This is a genomic window from Sporosarcina sp. FSL W8-0480 (assembly GCF_037963765.1).
Lineage (GTDB): Bacteria > Bacillota > Bacilli > Bacillales_A > Planococcaceae > Sporosarcina.
This window is the reverse complement of sequence record NZ_CP150166.1, coordinates 2907935-2930787: the sequence shown is the minus strand read 5'-3', so window position 1 is coordinate 2930787 and position 22853 is coordinate 2907935. Positions and strand designations below refer to the sequence as shown.

The 22853-nt window shown below is 44.6% G+C and carries 16 protein-coding genes and 1 other annotated feature; of the genes, 11 read left to right on the top strand and 5 right to left on the bottom strand.

Translation table 11 applies throughout. The features are described from left to right. Positions 1-35: 35 nt before the first annotated feature. The 3 genes from NSQ43_RS15065 (at position 36) to NSQ43_RS15055 (ending at position 8100) form a co-directional block, all read left to right on the top strand. On the top strand, positions 36-1772 hold the full coding sequence (locus NSQ43_RS15065; RefSeq protein WP_339251502.1) for an AAA family ATPase: 1737 nt from the start codon (positions 36-38) through the stop codon (positions 1770-1772). A 261-nt stretch (positions 1773-2033) separates the two neighbouring features. Beyond that, entirely contained in the window at positions 2034-6566 is a 4533-nt protein-coding gene (locus tag NSQ43_RS15060; protein WP_339251500.1) for an endonuclease, read from the top strand. A 400-nt stretch (positions 6567-6966) separates the two neighbouring features. Beyond that, complete coding sequence (locus tag NSQ43_RS15055) at positions 6967-8100, top strand: M20 family metallopeptidase (RefSeq protein WP_339254948.1); 1134 nt, start codon at positions 6967-6969, stop codon at positions 8098-8100. Here NSQ43_RS15055 and NSQ43_RS15050 read toward each other — a convergent pair. The 5 genes from NSQ43_RS15050 to NSQ43_RS15030 form a co-directional block, all read right to left on the bottom strand. After that, positions 7991-8509: a methyl-accepting chemotaxis protein gene (locus tag NSQ43_RS15050; protein WP_339251498.1), complete on the bottom strand. Its 519-nt coding sequence runs from the start codon at positions 8507-8509 to the stop codon at positions 7991-7993. The genes NSQ43_RS15055 and NSQ43_RS15050 overlap by 110 nt on opposite strands. A gap of 28 nt (positions 8510-8537) precedes the next feature. Further along, positions 8538-9023, bottom strand: a complete 486-nt coding sequence (locus NSQ43_RS15045; protein ID WP_339251496.1) for a VanZ family protein — start codon at positions 9021-9023, stop codon at positions 8538-8540. 60 nt (positions 9024-9083) lie between these two features. Beyond that, positions 9084-10523, bottom strand: coding sequence for an S-layer homology domain-containing protein (locus NSQ43_RS15040; RefSeq protein ID WP_339251495.1), 1440 nt, complete (start codon positions 10521-10523; stop codon positions 9084-9086). A 26-nt stretch (positions 10524-10549) separates the two neighbouring features. After that, positions 10550-11374 carry a hypothetical protein gene (locus NSQ43_RS15035; protein ID WP_339251493.1) on the bottom strand — a complete coding sequence of 275 codons (825 nt, stop codon included), beginning with the start codon at positions 11372-11374 and terminating at the stop codon, positions 10550-10552. Positions 11375-11468: 94 nt separating this feature from the next. Next, positions 11469-11636, bottom strand: a complete 168-nt coding sequence (locus NSQ43_RS15030) for a sporulation histidine kinase inhibitor Sda (protein WP_339251491.1) — start codon at positions 11634-11636, stop codon at positions 11469-11471. Between the two features lie 394 nt (positions 11637-12030). Between NSQ43_RS15030 and NSQ43_RS15025 the strand changes: the two genes are divergently transcribed. From NSQ43_RS15025 to leuC, 8 genes are all read left to right on the top strand, one after another. Beyond that, the gene (locus tag NSQ43_RS15025; RefSeq protein WP_339251489.1) at positions 12031-12570 is read left to right on the top strand and encodes a DL-endopeptidase inhibitor IseA family protein; all 540 of its coding nucleotides are present in this window, start codon (positions 12031-12033) and stop codon (positions 12568-12570) included. 260 nt (positions 12571-12830) lie between these two features. Then, a complete protein-coding gene (gene ilvD / locus NSQ43_RS15020; RefSeq protein WP_339251487.1) occupies positions 12831-14498 on the top strand; it encodes a dihydroxy-acid dehydratase in 1668 nt (555 codons plus the stop codon). Continuing rightward, positions 14496-14745 (top strand) — a binding site (T-box leader). Its footprint overlaps the gene before it by 3 nt. Positions 14746-15131: 386 nt before the next feature. After that, the gene (gene ilvB / locus NSQ43_RS15015) at positions 15132-16856 is read left to right on the top strand and encodes an acetolactate synthase large subunit (protein WP_339254947.1); all 1725 of its coding nucleotides are present in this window, start codon (positions 15132-15134) and stop codon (positions 16854-16856) included. Beyond that, positions 16853-17368, top strand: a complete 516-nt coding sequence (ilvN, locus tag NSQ43_RS15010) for an acetolactate synthase small subunit (protein ID WP_339251485.1) — start codon at positions 16853-16855, stop codon at positions 17366-17368. The genes ilvB and ilvN overlap by 4 nt, the downstream gene beginning before the upstream one ends. Positions 17369-17485: 117 nt before the next feature. Then, on the top strand, positions 17486-18520 hold the full coding sequence (ilvC, locus tag NSQ43_RS15005; RefSeq protein WP_339251482.1) for a ketol-acid reductoisomerase: 1035 nt from the start codon (positions 17486-17488) through the stop codon (positions 18518-18520). After that, a complete protein-coding gene (locus NSQ43_RS15000; protein WP_339251481.1) occupies positions 18507-20054 on the top strand; it encodes a 2-isopropylmalate synthase in 1548 nt (515 codons plus the stop codon). The genes ilvC and NSQ43_RS15000 overlap by 14 nt, the downstream gene beginning before the upstream one ends. Before the next feature lie 257 nt (positions 20055-20311). Further along, positions 20312-21412: a 3-isopropylmalate dehydrogenase gene (leuB, locus tag NSQ43_RS14995; RefSeq protein WP_339251479.1), complete on the top strand. Its 1101-nt coding sequence runs from the start codon at positions 20312-20314 to the stop codon at positions 21410-21412. 24 nt (positions 21413-21436) lie between these two features. Next, positions 21437-22846 carry a 3-isopropylmalate dehydratase large subunit gene (gene leuC, locus NSQ43_RS14990; RefSeq protein ID WP_339251477.1) on the top strand — a complete coding sequence of 470 codons (1410 nt, stop codon included), beginning with the start codon at positions 21437-21439 and terminating at the stop codon, positions 22844-22846. The last annotated feature ends 7 nt before the right edge of the window (positions 22847-22853 follow it).

Here is a 22853-nt window from a genome sequence, read left to right as displayed (position 1 = left end):
AATAATAACATCTTACTGAAGGAGTTGGGGATGGCTTGAAGCCTATTTCGAAATTTGCAACGAAGATTGTCGTCCTTGTCGTCTTAGCCATTGGGATTGTAACAAGTGTCGGATTTTATATTTCGGGTGCAAATAAGGGGATGAACGTATCGTTTTCGGAATTTGAGAAGACGATCCAGGCCCAAGATGGCCAACAGTTGGCTTTAAGGGAAAAGGCTGATGGTACATTGTATTTGCAAACAGATGCCGGACTGTTCGTTACACAAGTTCGTCCGCAAAGCCAACTTGCTGAACAATTAGTGGAACAATATAACCTTTCATATAAATTTGTAGATAATAGCCAATACAGTGGAGTGATTATTGGTGGTTTGATCATCGTCGCCTTCTTCACGCTGTTGATCCTTCATAAAAAAGGGAAGTTAGGTGCAGGCATTTCTTCAATGAAGAATGGGACGTCAAAAGCTACCCCTCTTCCGGACATTACATTGGATGATATCGGTGGACTTCCTGAGGAAATGAAAGATGAAATTCACCAAACATTGTCGATTATTAAAGATCCGGTGCGTGCCAAACAATTAGGGATTCAGGCACCAAAAGGGCTTTTATTGTACGGACCTCCCGGAACTGGTAAAACATTGCTTGCTCAAGCGATTGCGCATGAAATCGGAGCGACTTTCTATTCATCAAGCGGTTCAGCGTTCACGGAGTTATTTGTAGGTGTCGGTGCATCCCGTGTACGTACTTTATTCCAAAATGCGCGGAAACATCGTCCGGCAGTCATTTTCATCGATGAAGTCGATGCACTTGCGGGTAAACGAAAAGAGCATGGCGGGGAAGAATCGGAGAAAACATTGACGGAGCTGCTTGTTCAATTGGATGGCGGCAATGATAATGAAGGAATTCTTTTCATCGCTGCGACGAACCGTAAAGATATGTTGGATGAAGCATTCCTTCGTCCGGGCCGTATTGACTATACTTTCAATGTGCCGCTGCCGGATACGAATGGCCGCCGCGAAATCATTGATATCCATACGAAAGGCCGTCTTCTTGCTGACGAAGTGTATGCATCACTTGATGTATTGGCAGAAAGCACTTCCGGATTTTCGGGTGCGGAACTTAGTTCTTTATTCGAAACGGCAAGTAAACGTGCGGTTCGTGACGGCCGTCAACAAATTGACAAAGGCGATCTCGATTTTGCGATAGACCGTACAATCCTTGGAAGTACGTCACGCGCTTTGAATGATATCGACACAAAAAGAAGAGTTGCAATCCATGAATCAGGACACGCGCTGATTGCCGCGTTAACAAAACCTGGATCCGTCCGTAAAGCGACAATCATTCCACGCGGGCAAGCACTTGGTTATGTAGCTCCGATCCAGAAGGAACTTCATTTGCAGACAGCAAGTGAATTGATGGACCAAGTGAGTATGATCCTTGCGGGCGGTGTTGCCGAGCGACTATACCTTGGTGAGCATAGCATCGGTGTCAGTGGGGATGTTCAACAAGCGAAGGACATCATTGAACGAATGGTGGACACTGGCTTGTACCAAGATAGCTTCACATTGACGTTCAATAAAAGCGAGAAAGAAATGAAAATGCAGGAGATTTTCGGTGAAGCGTTGCAAAAAACTGAAATGCTCATCCAAGAAAATGCTGCACAATTTGAAGAGTTGGTCGATGTTTTATTCCAGAAAGAAACTTTGGATGGAACTGAAGTGCAAAATATCGTGGACGGCAAAGTTGTTCAACTTGAAGAGTTAGTCGTCGTATAATTGGATAGATTAACATTAACACTCCCAAAATGGGGGTGTTTTTATATTCTCTCTGCAACCAACCTCACTCTTTCATTGGAAAAAAATACTTCGAAAGCAATACATAGTAGTAGCAAAATATTACAAAAAGTCTCATAGCCATTGGTTGTAGGCAATGTTAGTATGAATATGCAATTCTATTAATCTCGTGGAAGGAGCGGTTTTCTTACGATCTATGACGCGCAGCACCATAATTTCTAACGATGAGAGGAGAATGGTATCATGCGAAGTAAGAGATGGAGAAAGCGTTTGAATAGTTTTTTTGCAGTTGGATTGGTGGTAAGTATGTTAGTGCCATCACTACCGACAATTGCAAAAGCGGAGCCGACTGTGTCCGATTTGTTCATATCAGAGTACGTTGAAGGCAGCAGTTTTAATAAGGCTGTTGAGCTTTATAATGGAACAGGACAGACCGTGGACTTAAGTAAGTATTCACTGGAACTTTACGCAAATGGAGCAACCGTAGCGACTTCAAAGTTAGTGTTATCGGGGACATTGGCTTCAGATGAAACGTTTGTCTTATATCATAAAGACGCAGCAGCTAAAATTAAAGATAAGGGTAATCTTGAAAATACGAGCGTCATCAATTTCAATGGCGATGATGCGCTTGTACTTAAAAAAGAGGATAAGGTTATTGATTCTTTCGGACAAGTTGGGATACGGAGCAACTGGGGAACAGATGTTACACTCGTCCGAAAAGCTACGATTTCAAGCGGGGATTCGGTTCCGAATGATGCATTTAATCGGGATGATGAATGGAACGTTTACCCGAAGGACACATTCGATTATTTAGGGTCACATGAAATGGATGGCACGAACCCGGGTGAACCCGGAAATCCTGAAGAGCCTAAGGATATTTTAACAATTGCAGACGCGCGTTCCAAGGCTCTTGGTCAGACGGTTACAATTAAAGGCATCGTTGCTGCCAACTTGAAAAACACCATTTCAATTCAGGACGAAACGGGTGGAATTGCAGTTCGTCCAACAAGTTTGCCTGTTTCAATTGGCGATGAAGTGACATTGAAAGGAACCCTTGCCGATTATCGGGGATTATTGCAGTTGGATGGCGCATCCGTCGTCGAAATAAATAAAATGGCAGGAGACCCGGCACCTAAAGTGATTACAGGGGCTGAAGTTGGTGAAGAGGTAGAATCACAGCTTGTCACTGTGCATAATGCAATCCTGTCGGATGTTCAAGCCGGAAGTGGCTGGGCAAATTATTTAGCAACAGATGGGCATGAATTCATCGTTCGTGATGAAACGGCATCACTTGGACTGATTGTCGGGACAACGTATGACTCGATTACAGGTATCGTTCAGCAATTCGATAATGATTACCAGATCATCCCCCGCTCGACGATGGATATCATCGTTGACAGTTCAGTCATTCAGCCAGTGATTGCGAATCCGAGCAGTGGTACATTTGTTGGTGGTGTGAAGGTTTCATTGTCTACAGGAACGCCTGATTCTGAAATTCTATATACACTAAACGGCATGAATCCGATTGAAAATGGTGCAACATACGCTACGCCAATTGATGTAAGGGAAGACGTGACGATCAAAGCTGTCGTGAAAACGAGCGACGGCCGGTATGGTAATGTGGCGACTTTCAATTACACCATTACGGAAAGTTTACAAATCCATGATATTCAAGGAGAGGGGCATGTATCACCTTTTGACGGTCAAGTCGTGGAAGGAATTGAAGGGATTGTCACGTATAAATATGAATTGAATGGATCGACCTATTACCATATCCAAACACCGGATGAAAAACGCGATGGCAATTTGAACACGTCAGAAGCGATTGTCCTTTACAGCGGGAGAGATGCCTGGAATCTTTCAATCGGGGATTTGGTTTCAGTCACTGGAAAAGTAAGTGAGTATGCGATTGACGGGTATGCTGACCGCCAGGAAACGGACTTGAAAACGACACAGATAAATGTGCGTGATGACCAAGGCGGCAAAGTGAAGATTCTTGAGCGCAACGTTCCGCTTCCAACTCCTTTCATTATTAATGAAAAGAATTTACCGAACGAGAAAATCGCAAGCTACCAGTTCGAAGAATTCGATCCTGTGACATATGCTGCCGATTTCTGGGAAAGCCGTGAAGCAATGCTTGTCCAAGTTGGCAATGTAAAAACAGTCGGACCTCAGGAACATGGTGACCTTGTTACGGTATTTGAACATGCAACGACAGACACAATTAATGGTGGGGTTTTATTAACAGAAGATGACGGGAACGCGGACCGAGTTCAATTCCGGTTGGAACCGAACGGGCCCGCACGTGATTTTGAAGTAGCGACGGGCGATCGATTCGATGGTCCAATAACAGGTGTTGTCGGCTATTCATTCCAAAACTATAAAATCTACGTTTCCTTGAATGACATGCAGCAAAGGCATACAAAAGGGGATGCGGTTCCTGAGAAGACTACGATTGTGAAAGCAGAGGACAAGTTAACAATCGCTTCGTATAACTTGGAAAACTTCTCGAACAATACAAAAACCACTTCGAATGATAAAGCGAAAAAACTGGCACGAGCATTCGCAATCGATATGCAGAGTCCAGATATTATCGGTGTGACGGAAGTGCAAGATAATAATGGGCCAGATGCAGGTGATTCGAAGGCGAATCAAAGTTATGAGCGTCTGATCCAAGCAATTGTCGATGCAGGAGGTGTTCGATATGAATACGTCAATATCGACCCGGTGAATAATGATGACGGAGGACAGCCGAATGCGAATATCCGAGTTGGATTCCTATATAATCCAGCAAGGGTTTCATTGACGGAAGGAATTCCGTATGGAGATGCGACGACAGCTGTGGGATATGAAAACGGCAAATTGACGCTGAATCCTGGACGGATTTCCCCGACTGACCCGGCATTCGAAAGTAGCCGTAAACCGTTGGCGGCACAATTTGATTTCCAAGGGGAGTCCATTGTCGTGATTGCGAACCATTGGAACTCAAAAACGGGGGATACACCACTATTCGGTTCAAAGCAGCCGCCGGTCTATGGAAGCGAAGTGCAACGCAAACAAATCGCGAAGCTTGTATATGATTTCATCTCTGACATTAAGACCGATAATCCCGATGCGAATATCGTTTCCCTTGGCGATTTCAATGACTTCCAATTTACAGCAGCATTGAAAATCCATGAAGGCGATCTTATGACGAATATGATCAATCATGTCGATTTGGCAGACAGATACTCATACGTGTACCAAGGTAACTCGCAAGTGTTAGATCATATTTTAGTGTCGAATAATTTGGTTGATGAAACAGAAATAGATATTTTACACATCAATGCGGACTTCACGGATATGGCGGGACGTGCAAGCGATCATGATCCAGTCATGGTACAGATCGGTTTCGTTGCCCCGGTAGTTTGGGAGCCAGTTCCAATTAAAAAAGTGTATAACCTTGTTAATTATCATAAAAAGCAAGTGATGATTGCGGAACCAAGTGTTGCGGTTTATATGGATGGACAGTCATCATTGAAAGATGGCATATACTTGAAAGGGGACTATGCAGAGTTAACGGGTGAAGGGTTCAAGACGAATACCGTTATCTTACAGCCGAAGAAAAAGGGTCTAATTGTAGATATGAAAGGCACCAAGATGGGACATGTCATTGTGGAGGGCAAACACCCACTCGAGATAAGAGGCGCCGAAAACATCGGGCGAATTGAATTTATTAAAGGGGCTGACCCTACTGAAGTCATATTTTACAACTCAAAAGGGAAGCGAATCGGCGTTCCAACCGAGAATAATGCTCCAGTAATTTCTAAGCCAATCTCGAACATGGAAGTGAAAGCTGGCGAGACGATTTCAATCGCCCTCTCTGAGCATTTCAGCGACCCTGATGGCGACAAGCTAACGTATACTGCAACAAAAGGGACAGTGAATAAAGGCGACCTTACACTGACACTTGAAGAAGGAAGCCATATCGTTGGGGTAACTGCAACGGATGGAAATAAGTCGGTTACGGCAAGCTTTACAGTGACTGTTACTAAAGCGGACGTTGACATTCCGGGTGACGGTTATTACAAGAATGCAATCGGAAAGGAAGGGCAGGCACTGAAAGATGCTCTTCATGAAATCATTTCAAATCATCGCCAGCTTTCCTATGCGGAAGTTTGGGAGGCGTTAAAGGAAACCGACAAGGATCCGAACAATCCGGACAATGTTATCCTGTTCTATTCAGGCGAATCACGTTCAAAGGATCGTAACGGAGGAAATGTCGGCGATTGGAACAGGGAGCATGTTTGGGCAAAATCGCATGGGAATTTCGGTACGAGCAAAGGACCCGGAACGGATATCCATCATTTACGTCCTACTGATGTCCAGGTGAACAGTTCACGCGGCAATCTCGATTTCGACTATGGCGGGAGTGCAGTGAAAGGCTGTGATGGCTGTTTTAGAACAGCAAATTCATGGGAGCCGCCCGATCGAGTAAAAGGTGATGTAGCACGGATGCTGTTCTACATGGCAACCCGTTATGAAGCAGGCGACCGTGTGGATTTAGAACTGAATGAACTGTTGAATAACGGCAGCAACCCATACCACGGTAAACTATCGGTTCTGTTAGAATGGCATGAAATGGATCCAGTCGATGCGTTTGAGATGAACCGCAATAATGTAATCGAACAATGGCAGGGCAACCGCAATCCTTTCATCGACCATCCGGAGTGGGTGAAATTGATTTGGAAAAAAGATAGTACTAACTCGGAAAATAATATAAGAAGAGCTTCTTGATGAAAACGGCCCGGGGAGGTGACTTCCTTGGGCTGTTTTTTTGGTGTTTGCGGGAAAAATGCGGTTTATGCGTCATTCTGGCGATTTATGGACATTTGCGTGTGTTTATGCGTTTTTAGAAGGGATTATGCGTTTTGGGGGTGAATTATGCTTCTTTTTATGGTTTTATGCGTCTTTGTAAGTTTTCTGATGAAAAAACTATGATTATAGATTAGTTAAGACGATTAACTATATTCAAATAATAGACATTGTGCAATTCTGACGATTCAGTTACAATTTGATATAATTCGCCCAATAGGGAATTGGGTGTTTGTAGGAATAGAAATAGAAGAAGGACATTATACCGCTTGCCACTATCCTTTAAATAGTGGCAACTTAGGCAGGGAAGGGATTGGGGAACGTGAAGGGATTTTTGCAAACGAAGAAGGATGAAATGATAGGACTGCTTGAACGGCTTGTGAATATTGACTCCGGCTCAACTCATAAAGAAGGAATCGATGAAGTGGGCGGGATATTGAAAGAGCTCTATGAAGAATTAGGGTTTTCCACAGAGGTAGTTGAAGAGTCTACGAGTGGAAATAATATGGTAATCACATATGGAGAAAATCCATCCATCCTCCTTGTAGCGCACATGGATACCGTTTTCCGTGTTGGCACTGCGAAAGAACGGCCGTTCAAGATAGAAGGAGACAAGGCATATGGACCTGGGGTCATTGATATGAAAGGTAGCCAAGTCGCACTTTTGTACGCGATGAAGGCGCTGAAAGAAAAGAATCTTAGGGCACTTGAGAGTGTTCAGATAGTGTTGAATGGTGATGAAGAAACCGGATCCGAAACGTCACGGCCGATAATTGAGAAGTGTGCCGAGGGGAAGAAGTATGCGTTAATCATGGAGCCTGCCCGAAAAGATGGCTCGTTAGTAACTGCGAGGCGTGGAGTGGGGCGTTATTCCGTTTACGTCACAGGAAAAGCCGCACACTCAGGAATTGAACCTCAAAATGGGATTAGCGCGATAGGCGAGTTAGCCCATAAAATCATTAAACTGCATGCACTGACAAATCATGACGAGGGAGTCAGCGTTAGCGTCGGTATTATTGAGGGGGGCGAATCGGTGAACACGGTTGCTCCGACCGCTGCTGGACATGTCGATGTGCGAATCAGATATGCTGAGCAAGCCGAAGTAATCGACGCAATGATTCGGGAAATCTGTACAACTTCTGATGTTCCCGGAACTACTATTACCCTTGAAGGCGGCATTAATCGTCCTCCAATGGTGAAAAATGAGCAAACGATTGAGTTGTTGGAAATCATAAAGGAAACAGGTGCCGGGTTGGGAATTGAAATCACCGATGTCTCAACAGGCGGCGGATCGGATGCATCCTTCACTTCAGCGATGGGGATTCCGACAATCGATGGGTTAGGACCTATCGGTGGAAATGCTCATAGTGACCAGGAATATTTGGAGATTCCATCACTTCTCGAAAGAACGCATTTGTTGGCGGAAGTGATTGGTAGACTCTCGGCGGGGGAATGAATGTTTTGTGAGATTCTAAGAGGGGGAATTGCTCTTGGAATCTTTTTTTTATTGAGGGGGCGTGGGAGTTCTCCTTTAGCATCAAGAAGTTCTCGTTAAAGTGCCTGGAGTTCTCCTTTATCGCTGAGGAGTTCTCGTTAAAGTGCCTGGAGTTCTCCTTTATCCTCGAAGAGTTCTCGTTAAACTGCCTGGAGTTCTCCTTTATCGTCGAAGAGTTCTCGTTAAAGTGCCTGGAGTTCTCCTTTATCCTCGAAGAGTTCTCGTTAAAGTGCCTGGAGTTCTCCTTTATCATTGAAGAGTTCTCGTTAAAGCGCCTGGAGTTCTCCTTTATCCTCGAAGAGTTCTCGTTAAAGTGCCTGGAGTTCTCCTTTATCATTGAAGAGTTCTCGTTGATATGTCCTGCTAACATAAAAAAATAACCCCCTATCCATAGGGAGTTAAGTCCGATGCTTTTTCCATTTGCTTTTGATCAAAATAAAAATCTGTACGACAAGTAGGAAAGTAAATGCACCTGATAAATCGAGAATAACATCTTGCATGGTAGGTGTTCTTCCTCCTGTTAAGGATTGGTGATATTCATCTAAACCTGCAAGAAGTGCGGTACATAAAAGGGCTAAGAAAAACCGGAGTACGCCGGATGCTTTTTTCGACAGCATCCAATAAATTACGACAGCGAGGCAGCCGAAGATCAAGAAATGTGCGCTTTTTCTAAGAAGAAATTCGACAAAATGATAATAGCCCCTTTCTTCTATTGAAATGATCCTGCCCCAATAAGGGATTTGAAGTTTTTCAAGTAAGGAGTACATTGGTTGGTTGGGAAGCCATTTTCTTAGAGATGGGATAAGTGATTGTTGTTCATAGGTTTGACCGGAAGAGACAAATAGAATTCCAATGATAATTAAAAACGCTGCTATTTTTTTCATACATGAATTGTACCATAATTCGTTCAGACAGAAGAAAAAAAACCTCCCACAATAGGAGGTTTAGTTCAAATTCAGGACGTCATCCCGATAGTTTTTCTGCAAGTTATCTTCAAGGAAGTCGACGAATCGTTGGAGCATGGCGGATGCCTCAGCTCTTGTCAGATGCTGTTGTGCGTTGAATCTACGATTGGCGTCCCCTTGGATGATGCCAAGTTCATTTGCGACGTATGCACTATTCCGTGCCCATGCTGGAATGCTCCTATCGTCAGCGAATTTACTATATGCGAAAGTCGGTGCCCGTCCTTCCATTCCGAGTGCCCTGACGAGAACCGCTGCTGCTTGTGCCCGTGTCAATGGGTCATCCGGTTTGAACAGCTCTTCTGTGAATCCGTTGATGATTCCTTGGTTAACCGCACTTTCGATATACATATAACCTTTATCTTTCGCGGATACATCTTTGAAAATGGATTTGGTAGATGCTTTTTTAGTAGTGTTTTCCGTTACCCGAGTATCGACCGCTTTTAAAACGCCAATTGTAAAATCATAGCGTGTCATGATTGCGCCTGGTCGAAATTTGTCGGCGGACTCATCGAATACCCCGATGGAGTACAGTTTTTCAATCGAATTCCTTGCCCAGTGATTCGTTAGGTCTTGGAACTTAGGGACAATCAATCTTTGTAGTGTAGGCGTATTTTGTTTGGAAAGCTCCATAGTCCCGGTTCTAAGGTAATACGGGTAGGAATACGTGTATTCACTAACCATATCCGAATTTACAATGATGACATGCCCGCCTGAGAAGCTTGATAACGTCGGGTCGTGCGGACGGTATTCAAGTTTCTTCGTCGTGCTATCTGAAACTTTGCTTGTAACAAGTGTCGTGCCGTTATTCCCTATGATTTCGTAGTCGATGATTTGTGTTTCCGTCGCGCCCCAGAAATTTTCATATCCAACATTACGGCCCGTCATATGAACAGTGATCAGCTCATCCGCTGCCAATGGGATTGAAGGTCTTGTGACGATATATCTTTTAGTGGCGATCAAATCCCCTGAATAAAAATCGGAAGCTGCCCGATGATCGATGACCGTTGACTGTGTAAATTGAATATCATCCAATGTGATTATTGTATTCGTTGTAGTTGTTATTTTTTCAGTATAACTTTTAACAGTTGTCCGGGAAGTGGATTGCCCTTTGTCTGTCCGATTGTCAAATGTCGTTTCATAAACAACGTTGCGAACCAATTTGTCGCCATTCTTACTTGATAAATTGAAGCGATAGGTCGTAGTGATCTTATCTTTGGCGATTCTTTCTGTCACAACTGGCTTGCCGCTAAACGTGATAGGGTAGCTTTCCAAAAAGAAAACTTCTTCATATGTATATTCATTCATGACTCCGCCATTATAATCGGGTGGCCTTGCTTCCACCCGATCCGTCCAGATTATGAATGAAATGAATGCGATGCCGAAGAAAACTAGTAACTTGGATTTATTGGAATTCATCATATATGCTTGATCTCACCTTTTCCTCATTAATTTGTAATGTAAACGATGCTTGCATAGAGCTTTCCATCGATGTTGTCAGTTGCGATGAAAGCTTTATCGCCTTTCATAATACTGACTGGATCGACTATTCGATTATTGCGAATGAAAATAGTGCCTTCGTGGAAATTAACTTTTCCGGAAGATTTTAACTCGATGAATTGTTGACGTTCATTGAACGAAGTAATTTCTTCTTGCAAATCTTTTCCGCTGTTACGGTTAATGATGACACGCTGAACAATTTCATTCTTATGACTTATGCTTGTTACGAAAAAAGCATCAAACTTAGAAAAATAGCGGAAATCGGAGCTATCTAATAGCCGTTCACCGTAATAAATTAATGCGTCTTTCGATAATTGAAAACTACTGTTTCTATTATAATAGGACTGGTAACCCCAAGAGTAATGAGTGTATTTACTACTGTCGCTCAACCTGATTTTCCCCGATAAGGCATCCAATTGGTGGATCTTTCCCTTACGGATCGACTCTATCTCCTTTCCTTCATTTAACACTTCCACTTTGTCCATACGTGATGAATTAGGTTCGGTAAATTGAAGTCTGAGACGATCTCCTTCTATTAGAGCGCTTAATCCAGCAGCTCCTTTGTCGTTAATAATAAGTGTCTGACGATGGAAATAGTAGTTTTCAAGTCTGCCATTATCTCTTTTTATTGTAAGATATCTGCCATTTTTATCTAAATACTGTAAGGTTCCGAAGATAATTCTGTTTTCAGTATAGGTTGCAGCTTCCGCGGAAAGCATGGTGCTGCCTAAAAAGAAAGCGATGACGAACATACTTAATATTCTTTTAATCAATTTTGCCCCTCCAATCGAACTGATCCCTACTCTATATATCGGTTGAATGTTGTGATATTTAAGTGAAACTTCATCAAAAAAAAGAGCTTGTCCTTCATTGAAAGGATGAGCTCTTCAGAGTGCTTTCGCAGTGTTCTATGTCAAGTTGTAATGAGCGGCGTTGAATTTCTTTTTCCAATAATAGGATAAATCCGGGACAGAGATTCAGTACGACTGCTTGTTCATAGGCTTCGACCAGTAACTCGTCCGACATTCTTGACATTGCATAGACTCCTTCATAAAAAAGTTTTTAAATGCATACGATAAAGATTCGGTATGTATACAATATCAAACTTTTATTTTTAGAACAATCGTTCTCTTATCCACAGTTAACCGTGGATAAGTTGTGGTTAACTTGTGTGTAAAGCTGTTAATGCGCATGGGGCAATGTGTATAACGTGGACAAAGTTATCCACAAGTAGAGAAACCGCGAAATTTGTCGAAAGATTTTTTTGAAACTGTACAATTTTTCATGCATAAATACTGAAATTCACTGTAATTGTATTCAAATTGCGAGGTATTCTTGCAAGTTTTACCCTTGGCATTTAAGTAGATAGGCGTATTTGATCCTCCAATTTCTCATACGTTAAAGTATCAGTTCGTCAGGAGGTTGTGAGTTGGTAAATAAAAGAATGTACGTTGCATTCATTTTGACGGTAGTACTCGTATTGTCCGCCTGTGGAAAAGATTCGACAAACCGAACAGCATTAACGCCGAAAAGTGCAATAGAATTGGCAACCGCTTGGGTGGAAATGGAAAATCTCATACTGGCCGGTGGTATGTATAAGGAAAGCGAGTATACGACTTTTATGTATAAACACGAGGAGTATCGCTATTTGGCAGGGCATTTGGATTCGAAGAAAAAGCTGAAAGCGGAACTACGGAAGTTTGTGACAAAGAAAAAAGCTAAAAAGTTCATCCATAAAAACGGTATTATCAAGCATGAAAAAAAGTTGGGACAGCCGGAAACAGAAGTTGAAGAGGAATCACTTTTATTATGGGAGATTGCGACAGCGAGGGAAATGAAATCGAAGGGCAAAAAAATGACATTCGAATTGACAGTCCCGATCGGGGATACCCGAACAGCTGAAAAGTTTACAGTCAACTATGTCTATGTGAAAAAAACTGGCTGGCGGATTGATAAATTCAATGAATGAAGGTTCAAAACTTAGAGCTGACGTCATGAATAAAAAATATTTTAAAAGTGTCATATATTTAGCAAAATGCAGACTGTCAAGGATGTAAGCGGATACAAAATTAACTACAATTCATAATTGATAAATTATTTGAAAAAAGAGGGTTGACTCTAATAATTATCCGATATATGATAGCAACAATCTATTTTGAGTTGTGATTCATTTCACACACTTCTATTAAATTATGTAACTAATAGTTGACTTGACGGGGAGAGATTGCCTTGAGAAGTGACATGATTAAAAAAGGGGTAGATCGTGCCCCACATCGAAGTCTGCTTTATGCGACAGGTGTGAAGACGAGGGACTTGGAAAAACCTTTCATAGGGGTTTGTAATTCATATATTGATATTATTCCAGGACATAAACATTTGAATAAATTTGCTGAAATTGTTAAGGAAGCGATTTGGGAAGCTGGCGGAGTTCCATTCGAATTCAACACTATCGGTGTCGATGATGGAATTGCAATGGGGCATATCGGAATGCGTTACTCGCTTCCAAGCCGCGAACTGATTGCCGATTCTGCCGAGACTGTCATCAATGCGCATTGGTTTGATGGTGTGTTCTACATTCCGAACTGCGATAAAATCACGCCGGGAATGCTTATGGCGGCGGTACGGACGAATGTCCCTTCCGTATTCGTATCGGGCGGGCCAATGGAGGCGGGTGTATCTTCATCCGGTGCTACACTTTCCCTCACATCCGTTTTCGAAGGCGTTGGAGCATATAAATCCGGCAAGATGACGGCGGAAGAGCTTCTTGATATTGAAAACAATGCATGTCCAACTTGCGGATCTTGCTCCGGGATGTTCACGGCGAACTCCATGAACTGCTTGATGGAAATGTTAGGTTTGGCATTGCCGGGCAATGGAACAATCGTCGCAACTTCAGATGAACGCCATAAACTGATCAAGGATGCCGCAAAGCATTTGATCCGCATGGTGAAAGAGAATGTCAAACCGCGGGATATCGTTACGAAGGAAGCCATCGATGATGCATTCGCACTCGATATGGCGATGGGCGGATCGACGAATACGGTTTTACATACATTGGCGATTGCACATGAAGCAGAAATTGAATATAGCGTACAAGATATTAACGTCGTTGCGGAACGGGTTCCGTACTTGGCGAAAATCATGCCAGCATCGGATATCTCTATGGATGATATTTTCAAAGCAGGCGGCGTCAGTTCCATCATCAATGAGCTTACGAAAATTCCAGGCGCTATTCATCCCGATCGCTTGACCATTACAGGCAAGACGATTGGTGAGGACGTCAAAGATTATCATATTACGAATGATCAAGTGATCCGCACGAAAGACAATCCGTATAGTCCTGTTGGAGGTTTGTCGGTTCTATTCGGTAACATCGCACCAGACGGAGGAGTCATCAAAGTCGGTGCAGTCGATCCGTCGATCAAAGAGTTTACTGGTGAAGCGATTGTCTTTAATTCCCAGGAAGCGGCGCAGGAAAACATCGATAACGGCAATGTCCGTGAAGGGCATGTCGTCGTCATCCGGTATGAAGGTCCGAAAGGTGGGCCGGGCATGCCGGAAATGCTTGCACCGACGTCGGCGATTCAAGGAAGAGGATTGGGAACGAAAGTGGCTCTCATTACGGATGGTCGTTTCTCCGGGGCATCCCGCGGAATTTCCATTGGACATATTTCTCCGGAAGCGGCAGAGGGCGGTCCGATTGCTTTGGTCGAAGATGGAGATATTATCGCCATTGACTTGACGAACAGGACGATTGAGTTGAAGGTAACTGATGAAGTGATAGCGGAGCGCAGAAGTGAGCTGCAACCGTTCGAGCCGAAAATTAAAAAAGGGTATTTAGCAAGATATTCAAAACTTGTTACGTCTGCAAGCACTGGCGGCGTGATGAAAATATAAAAATCGATGATGGGGTAAAAGTTGATAGATCCTTGCATTCACAGAGAGCCGGTCGTGCTGGAAGCCGGCAATGCACCTATCCACGACATCTCCCCGGAGTGGGTTGCTGAACGTGTTAGCAAGTAGGCAGTCCCGGGCTTGATTGATATTGGGCCCGTTATCAATGAATGGACGGTTATTTGTTCATTCGCGAGGCGGCGGATGCCGCGAACAAGGGTGGTACCATGAAAAGCTTTTCATCCCTTACATGAAGACAGGATTTCTTTGTGTGGGGAGGAAAAGCTTTTTTATTTTTATATTTTTAGGTTTGTGATTAAGATGTAGCTCCGTTGATTGAAGCGAAAGGCGGCGACTCCGAGGGGATTAGCGAACGCCGTTACGAAGAACGGCGTTTGCGAGCAAAAGCGTAGCGTTGCGAGCAGAAATGCCAAAGCGGATGCCTTAATTTCTGCAAAGACCGCAGAAATACGGCAAATCGAACTCTACGTGGTTCGATTGGCTCACCGCCCGCCCCCCGGAAAGCGTCCGCCTGTAGCGTAAATCAACAGTTTTGATTATCAAGTGAGAAAAGTAAGGAGGAGTTTGTTAATGAGAGCGGGAGTTCATGCGGAAGTACAAAACAAGCAAGCGGTTATGGAGATGACGTTAGAGCCTATGGAGCAACAAGGGATTCAACCGATGGATGGGTCGGCCGTCTTGATTCAAGGGTTGAAGGATCAGGGTGTCGAAGTCATCTTCGGTTACCCAGGGGGTGCCGTCCTACCAATTTACGACGCATTATACAAGGATCCGATTCCACATGTGCTTGCCCGTCATGAACAGGGCGCAATCCATGCGGCGGAAGGATACGCCCGGGTATCCGGAAAAACGGGAGTCGTCATTGCGACATCGGGTCCGGGTGCCACGAATCTTGTGACAGGAATAACTGATGCCATGATGGATTCATTGCCACTCGTCGTTTTCACGGGTCAGGTTGCAAGCACGGTCATCGGTACAGATGCATTCCAAGAAGCGGATATCGTCGGCATTACCCAGCCGATCACGAAGCATAACTACCAAGTGCAGAAAGTGGAGGACTTGCCAAGAATCATTAAAGAGGCATTCCATATTGCTTCAACAGGTCGCCGAGGCCCAGTCGTCGTTGACATTCCGAAAGATATTTCAACGAAGATGTTTGTAACCGCGGAGGAACGAAACGCCGAAGTGAATCTGCCGGGCTACCAGCCGACAACAACTCCGAATTACTTGCAAATACAGAAGGCGGCAGAAGCGATCGCTGTTGCCAAGAAACCACTTATCCTTGCGGGGGCCGGCGTGTTGCACGGTCAGGCGATGGAGGAATTAAAGACATTAGTTGAGAAGAATCGCATTCCAGTAACGAACACTTTGTTGGGATTAGGCAGCATTGAGGGGAGTCACGAACTGTTCCTTGGCATGGCAGGAATGCACGGGACGTATACCGCAAATATGGCAATCAGCGAATGTGATGTGCTTTTGAATATCGGTGCGAGATTCGATGATCGACTAACAGGAAATCTTAATATGTTCGCGCCGAATGCAAAAGTCATTCATATCGACATCGATCCTGCAGAAATCGGAAAGAATGTGCCGACGGAAATTCCGATTGTGGCGGACTCGAAAGAAGCGTTGAAAGCATTGCTCAATCAAGAATTCGAAGCTCCCGATACCGGGGAGTGGCTGACCTATTTAAACGGGCTAACCAAGGAAGCTCCATTATGGTACAACTTGGATGAACATGAATTGCTTCCGCAAGAGGCGATTCAAATGATTCACCGCATCACAGAAGGAAATGCAATCGTCACGACAGACGTCGGACAGCATCAAATGTGGGCGGCCCAATATTATTCATTGAACAACCCGGATCATTGGGTAACTTCAGGTGGTCTTGGAACGATGGGATTCGGTTTCCCGGCAGCAATCGGTGCGCAAATTGCGAAACCCGAAGCGAGGGTTGTTGCTATTGTCGGAGACGGTGGATTCCAGATGACAGCACAAGAATTATCGCTCCTTCAGGAGATGAGGATTCCGGTGAAAGTCGTCATCCTGAATAATTGTGCGTTAGGCATGGTGCGCCAGTGGCAACAGACGTTTTATGACGAACGCTACTCCCAGTCGTTGATTCCCGTCCAACCGGATTTCGTCAAGCTTGCTGAAGCCTATGACATCAAGGGCTATCGGGTTTCAAAGAAAGAGGATGCCGAGAAGATCTTCAAGGAAGCCCTTCTATCGGATGAACCAGTTCTCATTGATTGCCGAGTGAAAATGCTGGAAAACGTCTATCCGATGGTGGCACCAGGAAAAGGATTAAATGAAATGATCGGGGTGAAACGTGGATGAGAAGAGTCATAACCGTTACAGTCATCAATCAAAGCGGTGTGTTAAACCGGGTGACGGGATTGCTGATGAAACGGCAATTCAATATCGAAAGCATTACAGTCGGACACACTGAACAGCCTAATATGTCGAAAATGACATTCATCGTGCATGTGGAAGATGAACGGAAAATCGAACAGTTGGTGAAACAGCTCCAAAAGCAGATTGATGTGCTTAAAGTGAATGATATTACCGAAAAAGCAATCGTCATGCGTGAACTCGCTTTGGTGAAAGTCGTTTCCCCGCCGCATGTTAGGAGTGAGATGAATAGCATTATCGAGCCTTTTCGTGCGACGGTGATCGATTCAGGGAAAAACGTCGTTACGTATCAAGTGACTGGTTCACCTGAGAAGATTGAAGCATTTATTGATTTGGTGAAACCTTATGGAATTAAGGAGTTAGCAAGGACCGGCGCAACCGCGTTCACCCGTGAGATTCAAAAGATTAATTCACCTCAGTTATCGATTTTGAAATAATCATTTTACAAGTGCAATCCAGTTGATTGAAGCGTAGGGTGGCGACGCCCGCGGAAAGCGTCCACCCGAAGCGGAAATCAACAGTATATTACCCAAAAACCCAAGGAGGAATTTACAATGGCTAAAATGTATTACAACCAGGATATCAATGAAGGACTATTACAAGGAAAAACGGTCGCGGTCGTCGGATACGGCTCACAAGGCCACGCACACGCACAAAACCTGAAAGACTCAGGATTCAACGTAGTCGTCGGTGTACGCCCAGGGAAATCTTTCGACCAGGCGAAAGAAGATGGACTTGAAGTGAAACCAGTTCGTGAAGCAGCAGAACAAGCGGACATCATCATGGTGCTACTTCCGGATGAAAGACAGAAAAAAGTATATGAAGAAGAAATCGAACCAGCACTCACAGCAGGTAAGTCCCTTGTATTCGCACATGGATTCAACGTTCATTTCAATCAAATCGTGCCGCCAGCTGACGTAGACGTATTCTTAGTCGCACCGAAAGGTCCGGGGCATCTTGTACGTAGAACATATGAAGCAGGCGCTGGTGTACCGGCATTATTCGCAGTACATCAAGACGTTTCCGGTCAAGCAAAGGAAGTTGCTCTTGCTTATGCTAAAGGAATCGGGGCTGCTCGTGCCGGGGTACTTGAAACTTCATTCAAAGAAGAAACTGAAACTGATTTATTCGGTGAGCAAGCAGTACTTTGCGGCGGATTGACTTCACTTGTTAAAGCAGGTTTTGAAACATTGGTGGAAGCAGGCTATCAGCAGGAACTTGCCTACTTCGAAACAATGCATGAGTTGAAACTGATTGTAGATTTGATGTACGAAGGTGGAATGTCCGGAATGCGCTATTCGATTTCTGACACGGCTGAGTGGGGCGATTACGTATCTGGACCGCGTGTCGTTGATGCAGAAACGAAAGCGCGCATGAAAGAAATCTTAACGGATATCCAGGAAGGTAAATTCGCAAAAGGATGGATCGCAGAAAACGAAAACAACCGTCCAGACTACAATGCATTTAAAGAATCAGAGGCGAAACACCAAATCGAGGTTGTTGGCGAAAAACTTCGTGCCATGATGCCGTTTGTGAATGAAGGTGCAAAATCCAAACAGAAAGAAGTGGTGGGCAGTGCGCAGAATTGACATCTTTGATACGACGCTACGTGATGGTGAACAGTCAGCCGGCATCAATTTGAACACAGCTGAAAAGATGGAAATCGCCCGCCAGCTTGAACGGTTTGGCGCGACGGTGATAGAAGCGGGATTCCCTGCTTCTTCACCTGGTGATTTTGAAGCGGTGCATCGAATTGCGAATGCAGTGAAGAACTCGACAGTGACAGGCCTTGCTCGAGCGATGAAGAGTGATATCGATACATCATGGGAAGCGCTTAGAGGAGGAGCACAACCTCATCTTCATGTCTTTTTAGCAACTTCGCCAATCCATATGGAATACAAATTGAAAAAGAGTCCCGACCAAGTTGTCGATATCGCGGTAGAAGCGGTGAAATACGCGAAAAAATTCTTTCCACTCGTTCAATGGTCAGCAGAAGACGCATTCCGTTCAGACCCGGAATTCTTGGTCCGTATTATCAATCAAGTGATCAAGGCCGGCGCAACGACGATCAATATTCCCGATACAGTCGGTTATGCAACACCTCAGGAATACGGTGCTTTATTCAAATTTTTGAAGGAGAATGTGACGGGAATCGACCGTGTGAAACTATCCGCACATTGTCATAATGATTTGGGAATGGCAGTTGCAAACTCAATTGCGGCAATAGAAAATGGTGCCGACCAAGTTGAAGGCACGATTAACGGGATCGGTGAACGGGCTGGAAATGCAGCACTCGAAGAAATCGCTGTTGCACTCCATATTCGAAAAGATATGTATGGGTTTGAAACGGGCATCAATCTGCAGGAAATTAAGCGCACAAGCCAGTTGGTTAGCCAATTGACAGGCGTCGTCATCCAACCAAATAAAGCGGTTGTTGGAAGAAATGCCTTCGCCCATGAATCCGGAATCCATCAGGACGGCATGTTGAAAAATCGAGAAACGTATGAAATCATCACTCCGGAATTGATTGGAGAAACGACGGCACCTCTTGCGCTTGGCAAACATTCAGGGCGCCATGCATTCAAGGATCGGGCAATAACGATGGGCTTTGAGTTGAGCGATCAACAGTTGAATGAAGCATTTGCAGAGTTTAAGAAGTTAGCTGATCGCAAGAAGGAAATTACAGAAGATGATCTATTCGTCCTCTTCACTGGAAAGCAGATTGAAAGTGCGGAAGCCTCCATCTACGAGTTGACAAATGTGCAAGTGCAATACGGAACTTCAAATGTACCAACAGCAACTGTCGCGGCAAACGTACCTTCCGGGGAAAATGTAGTCGTTGCAACTACCGGTGCTGGTTCCGTCGAAGCGATTTTCAATGCGTTGGAACTGCTTGTGAAAGGGCATGTCAATATATTGGATTACCGCGTCACTTCAATCGGCAAAGGTCGTGATGCCCTTGGGGAGGCAGTCGTTAACCTACGATTTAACGGAGAAACATTTACGGGGCGCGACATTTCACAGGACGTGTTGGAAGCGTCGGCTAAAGCGTATTTGAATGCTATTAATAGAAAGTTAGTGAAGGATCAGGCGTTGTTGAAGGTGAAGGAAACGGTTGGGTAGTGAGCGAGTATGGGGTTATGCGTGATTAAGCGGCTTTATGCGTGATTGCGCGGCGTTATGCTTGATTAAGCGGGATTATGCGTGAATTCGCCAATTTATGCGTATCTGTAGGGATTTATGAGTGATTGTAGCGATTTATGCGTTTTTATAAAGAGTTATTAGTAATTTCCGTTGATTGAAGCGGAAATCAACAGTATTTTACACATGTTTGAGACTGAATATTTTGTTAGTTAATGACAACAAGGAGGAGAAACGCTATGGAAAAAAGAGTGGCTGTATTACAAGGTGATGGAATCGGACCGGAAGTGACTGAGGCGGCAGTAAGAGTACTTGAGGTGATTGCAAGAAGGTTCAATCATACATTCCATTTCAGCTATGGTTCAATCGGTGGGGAAGCGGTCGACAAGTTCAACAATCCGCTTCCTGAAGAGACGATCGCCCTGTGCGAATCAAGTGATGCAGTACTCTTGGGGGCTGTCGGGGGACCGAAATGGGACCAAAATCCATCAGAATTGCGACCTGAAAAGGGATTGCTTGCAATCAGGAAGCATTTTGATTTATTCGCAAACCTCAGGCCAGTGAAAGCTGTCCCTTCCTTGCTCCAAGCTTCTCCTTTAAAAGAAGAAGTCATTCGTGACGTCGACATGGTGATTGTCCGCGAATTGACTGGCGGCCTTTATTTCGGTCAACCGAGCCGGAAAACTGAAACGTCCGCAGTCGATACCCTTGTCTATACCCGTGAGGAAATTGAGCGGATCGTCGAAAAAGCCTTTGAACTTGCCTGCTTGCGGAGAGGAAAGGTTACATCCGTCGACAAGGCGAATGTACTTCAATCCAGCAAGCTTTGGCGGGAAGTCGTCGAGGAAAAGCGGCAATATTACCCGGACATCGAAGTCGAGCATCAATTAGTCGATTCCGCTGCGATGAAATTAATTACAAATCCAGCTGCTTTCGACGTCGTCGTCACTGAAAATATGTTTGGTGATATTTTGAGTGATGAAGCTTCCGTCATCACGGGATCGCTTGGTTTATTGCCATCCGCAAGTGTTCGTTCCGACGGTTTCGGTCTTTATGAGCCGGTACATGGATCCGCTCCGGATGTAGCTAAAAAAGGGGTTGCGAATCCGGCTGCGGCAATTTTGTCGGCTGCGATGATGCTTCGCTATTCGTTCGGCATGGAGACGGAGGCGGCCGCGATTGAAAAAGCGGTCAATACAGTGTTTGAAGATGGTCATTTCACGGCTGATTTGACGAGTGAACTTGACAGGGTTCATTCGACAAAAGAATGGACGGATAAAGTGATTAATGAACTGGATCTACAGTTCGTTTCCAATAGCATTATGTTTACTTATGTATAAATAAATTATGAAAGGAGAAGTACGATGGCAAAAACGATTATTGAAAAGATTTGGGATCAGCATATTGTTTATGAAGAACAGGGGAAGCCGGATTTGCTCTACATCGACCTTCATTTATTGCATGAAGTGACTTCTCCGCAAGCATTTGAAGGGTTGCGACTTGCTGGTCGGAAAGTTCGTCGTCCCGATCTATGTTTTGCAACGATGGATCATAATGTACCGACTCGAAATTTGCCGGTAATCAACGATCCAATCGCTAAAAAACAGATCACTACTTTGGAAAAGAACTGTACGGAATTTGGCATACCACTTGCAGATATGGAACACCCGGACCAGGGAATTGTTCATATTATTGGACCGGAGCTTGGATTGACGCAGCCTGGCAAGACGATTGTCTGCGGGGATAGCCATACGTCAACGCATGGTGCATTCGGTGCGATTGCATTTGGAATCGGAACGAGTGAGGTTGAGCATGTCCTGTCTACACAGACTCTATGGCAATCAGAGCCGAAAACGATGGAAATTCGTATTAATGGAGAGTTAGGATTTGGCGTAACTGCGAAAGACGTCATCCTTGCAATCATCGCGGAATTCGGAATCGACATCGGAACGGGGCATATCGTCGAATATACAGGTGAAGCGATTCGTTCGATGACGATGGAGGAACGGATGACCATCTGCAATATGTCCATCGAAGCGGGTGCAAAGGCGGGTTTAATCAGCCCGGATGAAACGACGATCGACTATTTACGTGGTCGCCGTCATGTGCCTGAAGGTGCCGCATTCGAAGAGGCGACGGAAAAGTGGCTCGCTTTGGCAACGGATGAAGGTGCAGTTTATGATACTGTCCTTGAAATAAACGCTGCTGAAATCGAACCGTTCGTCACATGGGGAACGAATCCTTCCATGGGATCAGGAATCAGTGCGACTGTTCCGGCAGTATCAGATTACGTGAATGAATCCGACAAAGAGGCTTTGAAAAAAGCACTTACCTACATGGGACTTGAACAGGGGACGCCACTATCTTCAATAACAGTACAGCATGTGTTCATCGGATCTTGTACAAATGCGAGGTTAAGCGATTTGCGGAATGCGGCGGAAGTGATTGCTGGACAAAAAGTGCATCCAGATGTTACGGCAATCGTCGTTCCAGGTTCCCGAACAGTGAAAAGGCAGGCGGAAGAGGAAGGTTTGGATAAAGTATTCCTTGAAGCAGGCTTTGAATGGCGCGAATCAGGCTGCAGCATGTGTCTTGCGATGAATGATGATGTCGTTCCAGCAGGCGAGAGATGTGCATCGACATCGAATCGTAACTTTGAAGGTCGACAAGGCGCAGGATCGAGAACACATTTGATGAGCCCTGCTATGGCGGCCGCCGCCGCGATTACAGGTCGGTTTACGGATGTTCGCACGATGAAACTAACACATGCCTAACGAAAGG

Coding starts and splice junctions, on each gene's coding strand:
- ilvB (WP_339254947.1), top strand. CDS start 15,132: ATGGAGATGACGTTAGAGCCTATGGAGCAACAAGGGATTCAACCGATG.
- NSQ43_RS15060 (WP_339251500.1), top strand. CDS start 2,034: ATGCGAAGTAAGAGATGGAGAAAGCGTTTGAATAGTTTTTTTGCAGTT.
- NSQ43_RS15030 (WP_339251491.1), bottom strand. CDS start 11,636: ATGTCAAGAATGTCGGACGAGTTACTGGTCGAAGCCTATGAACAAGCA.
- leuC (WP_339251477.1), top strand. CDS start 21,437: ATGGCAAAAACGATTATTGAAAAGATTTGGGATCAGCATATTGTTTAT.
- ilvC (WP_339251482.1), top strand. CDS start 17,486: ATGGCTAAAATGTATTACAACCAGGATATCAATGAAGGACTATTACAA.
- leuB (WP_339251479.1), top strand. CDS start 20,312: ATGGAAAAAAGAGTGGCTGTATTACAAGGTGATGGAATCGGACCGGAA.
- NSQ43_RS15040 (WP_339251495.1), bottom strand. CDS start 10,523: ATGATGAATTCCAATAAATCCAAGTTACTAGTTTTCTTCGGCATCGCA.
- NSQ43_RS15045 (WP_339251496.1), bottom strand. CDS start 9,023: ATGAAAAAAATAGCAGCGTTTTTAATTATCATTGGAATTCTATTTGTC.
- NSQ43_RS15050 (WP_339251498.1), bottom strand. CDS start 8,509: ATGTTAGCAGGACATATCAACGAGAACTCTTCAATGATAAAGGAGAAC.
- ilvN (WP_339251485.1), top strand. CDS start 16,853: ATGAGAAGAGTCATAACCGTTACAGTCATCAATCAAAGCGGTGTGTTA.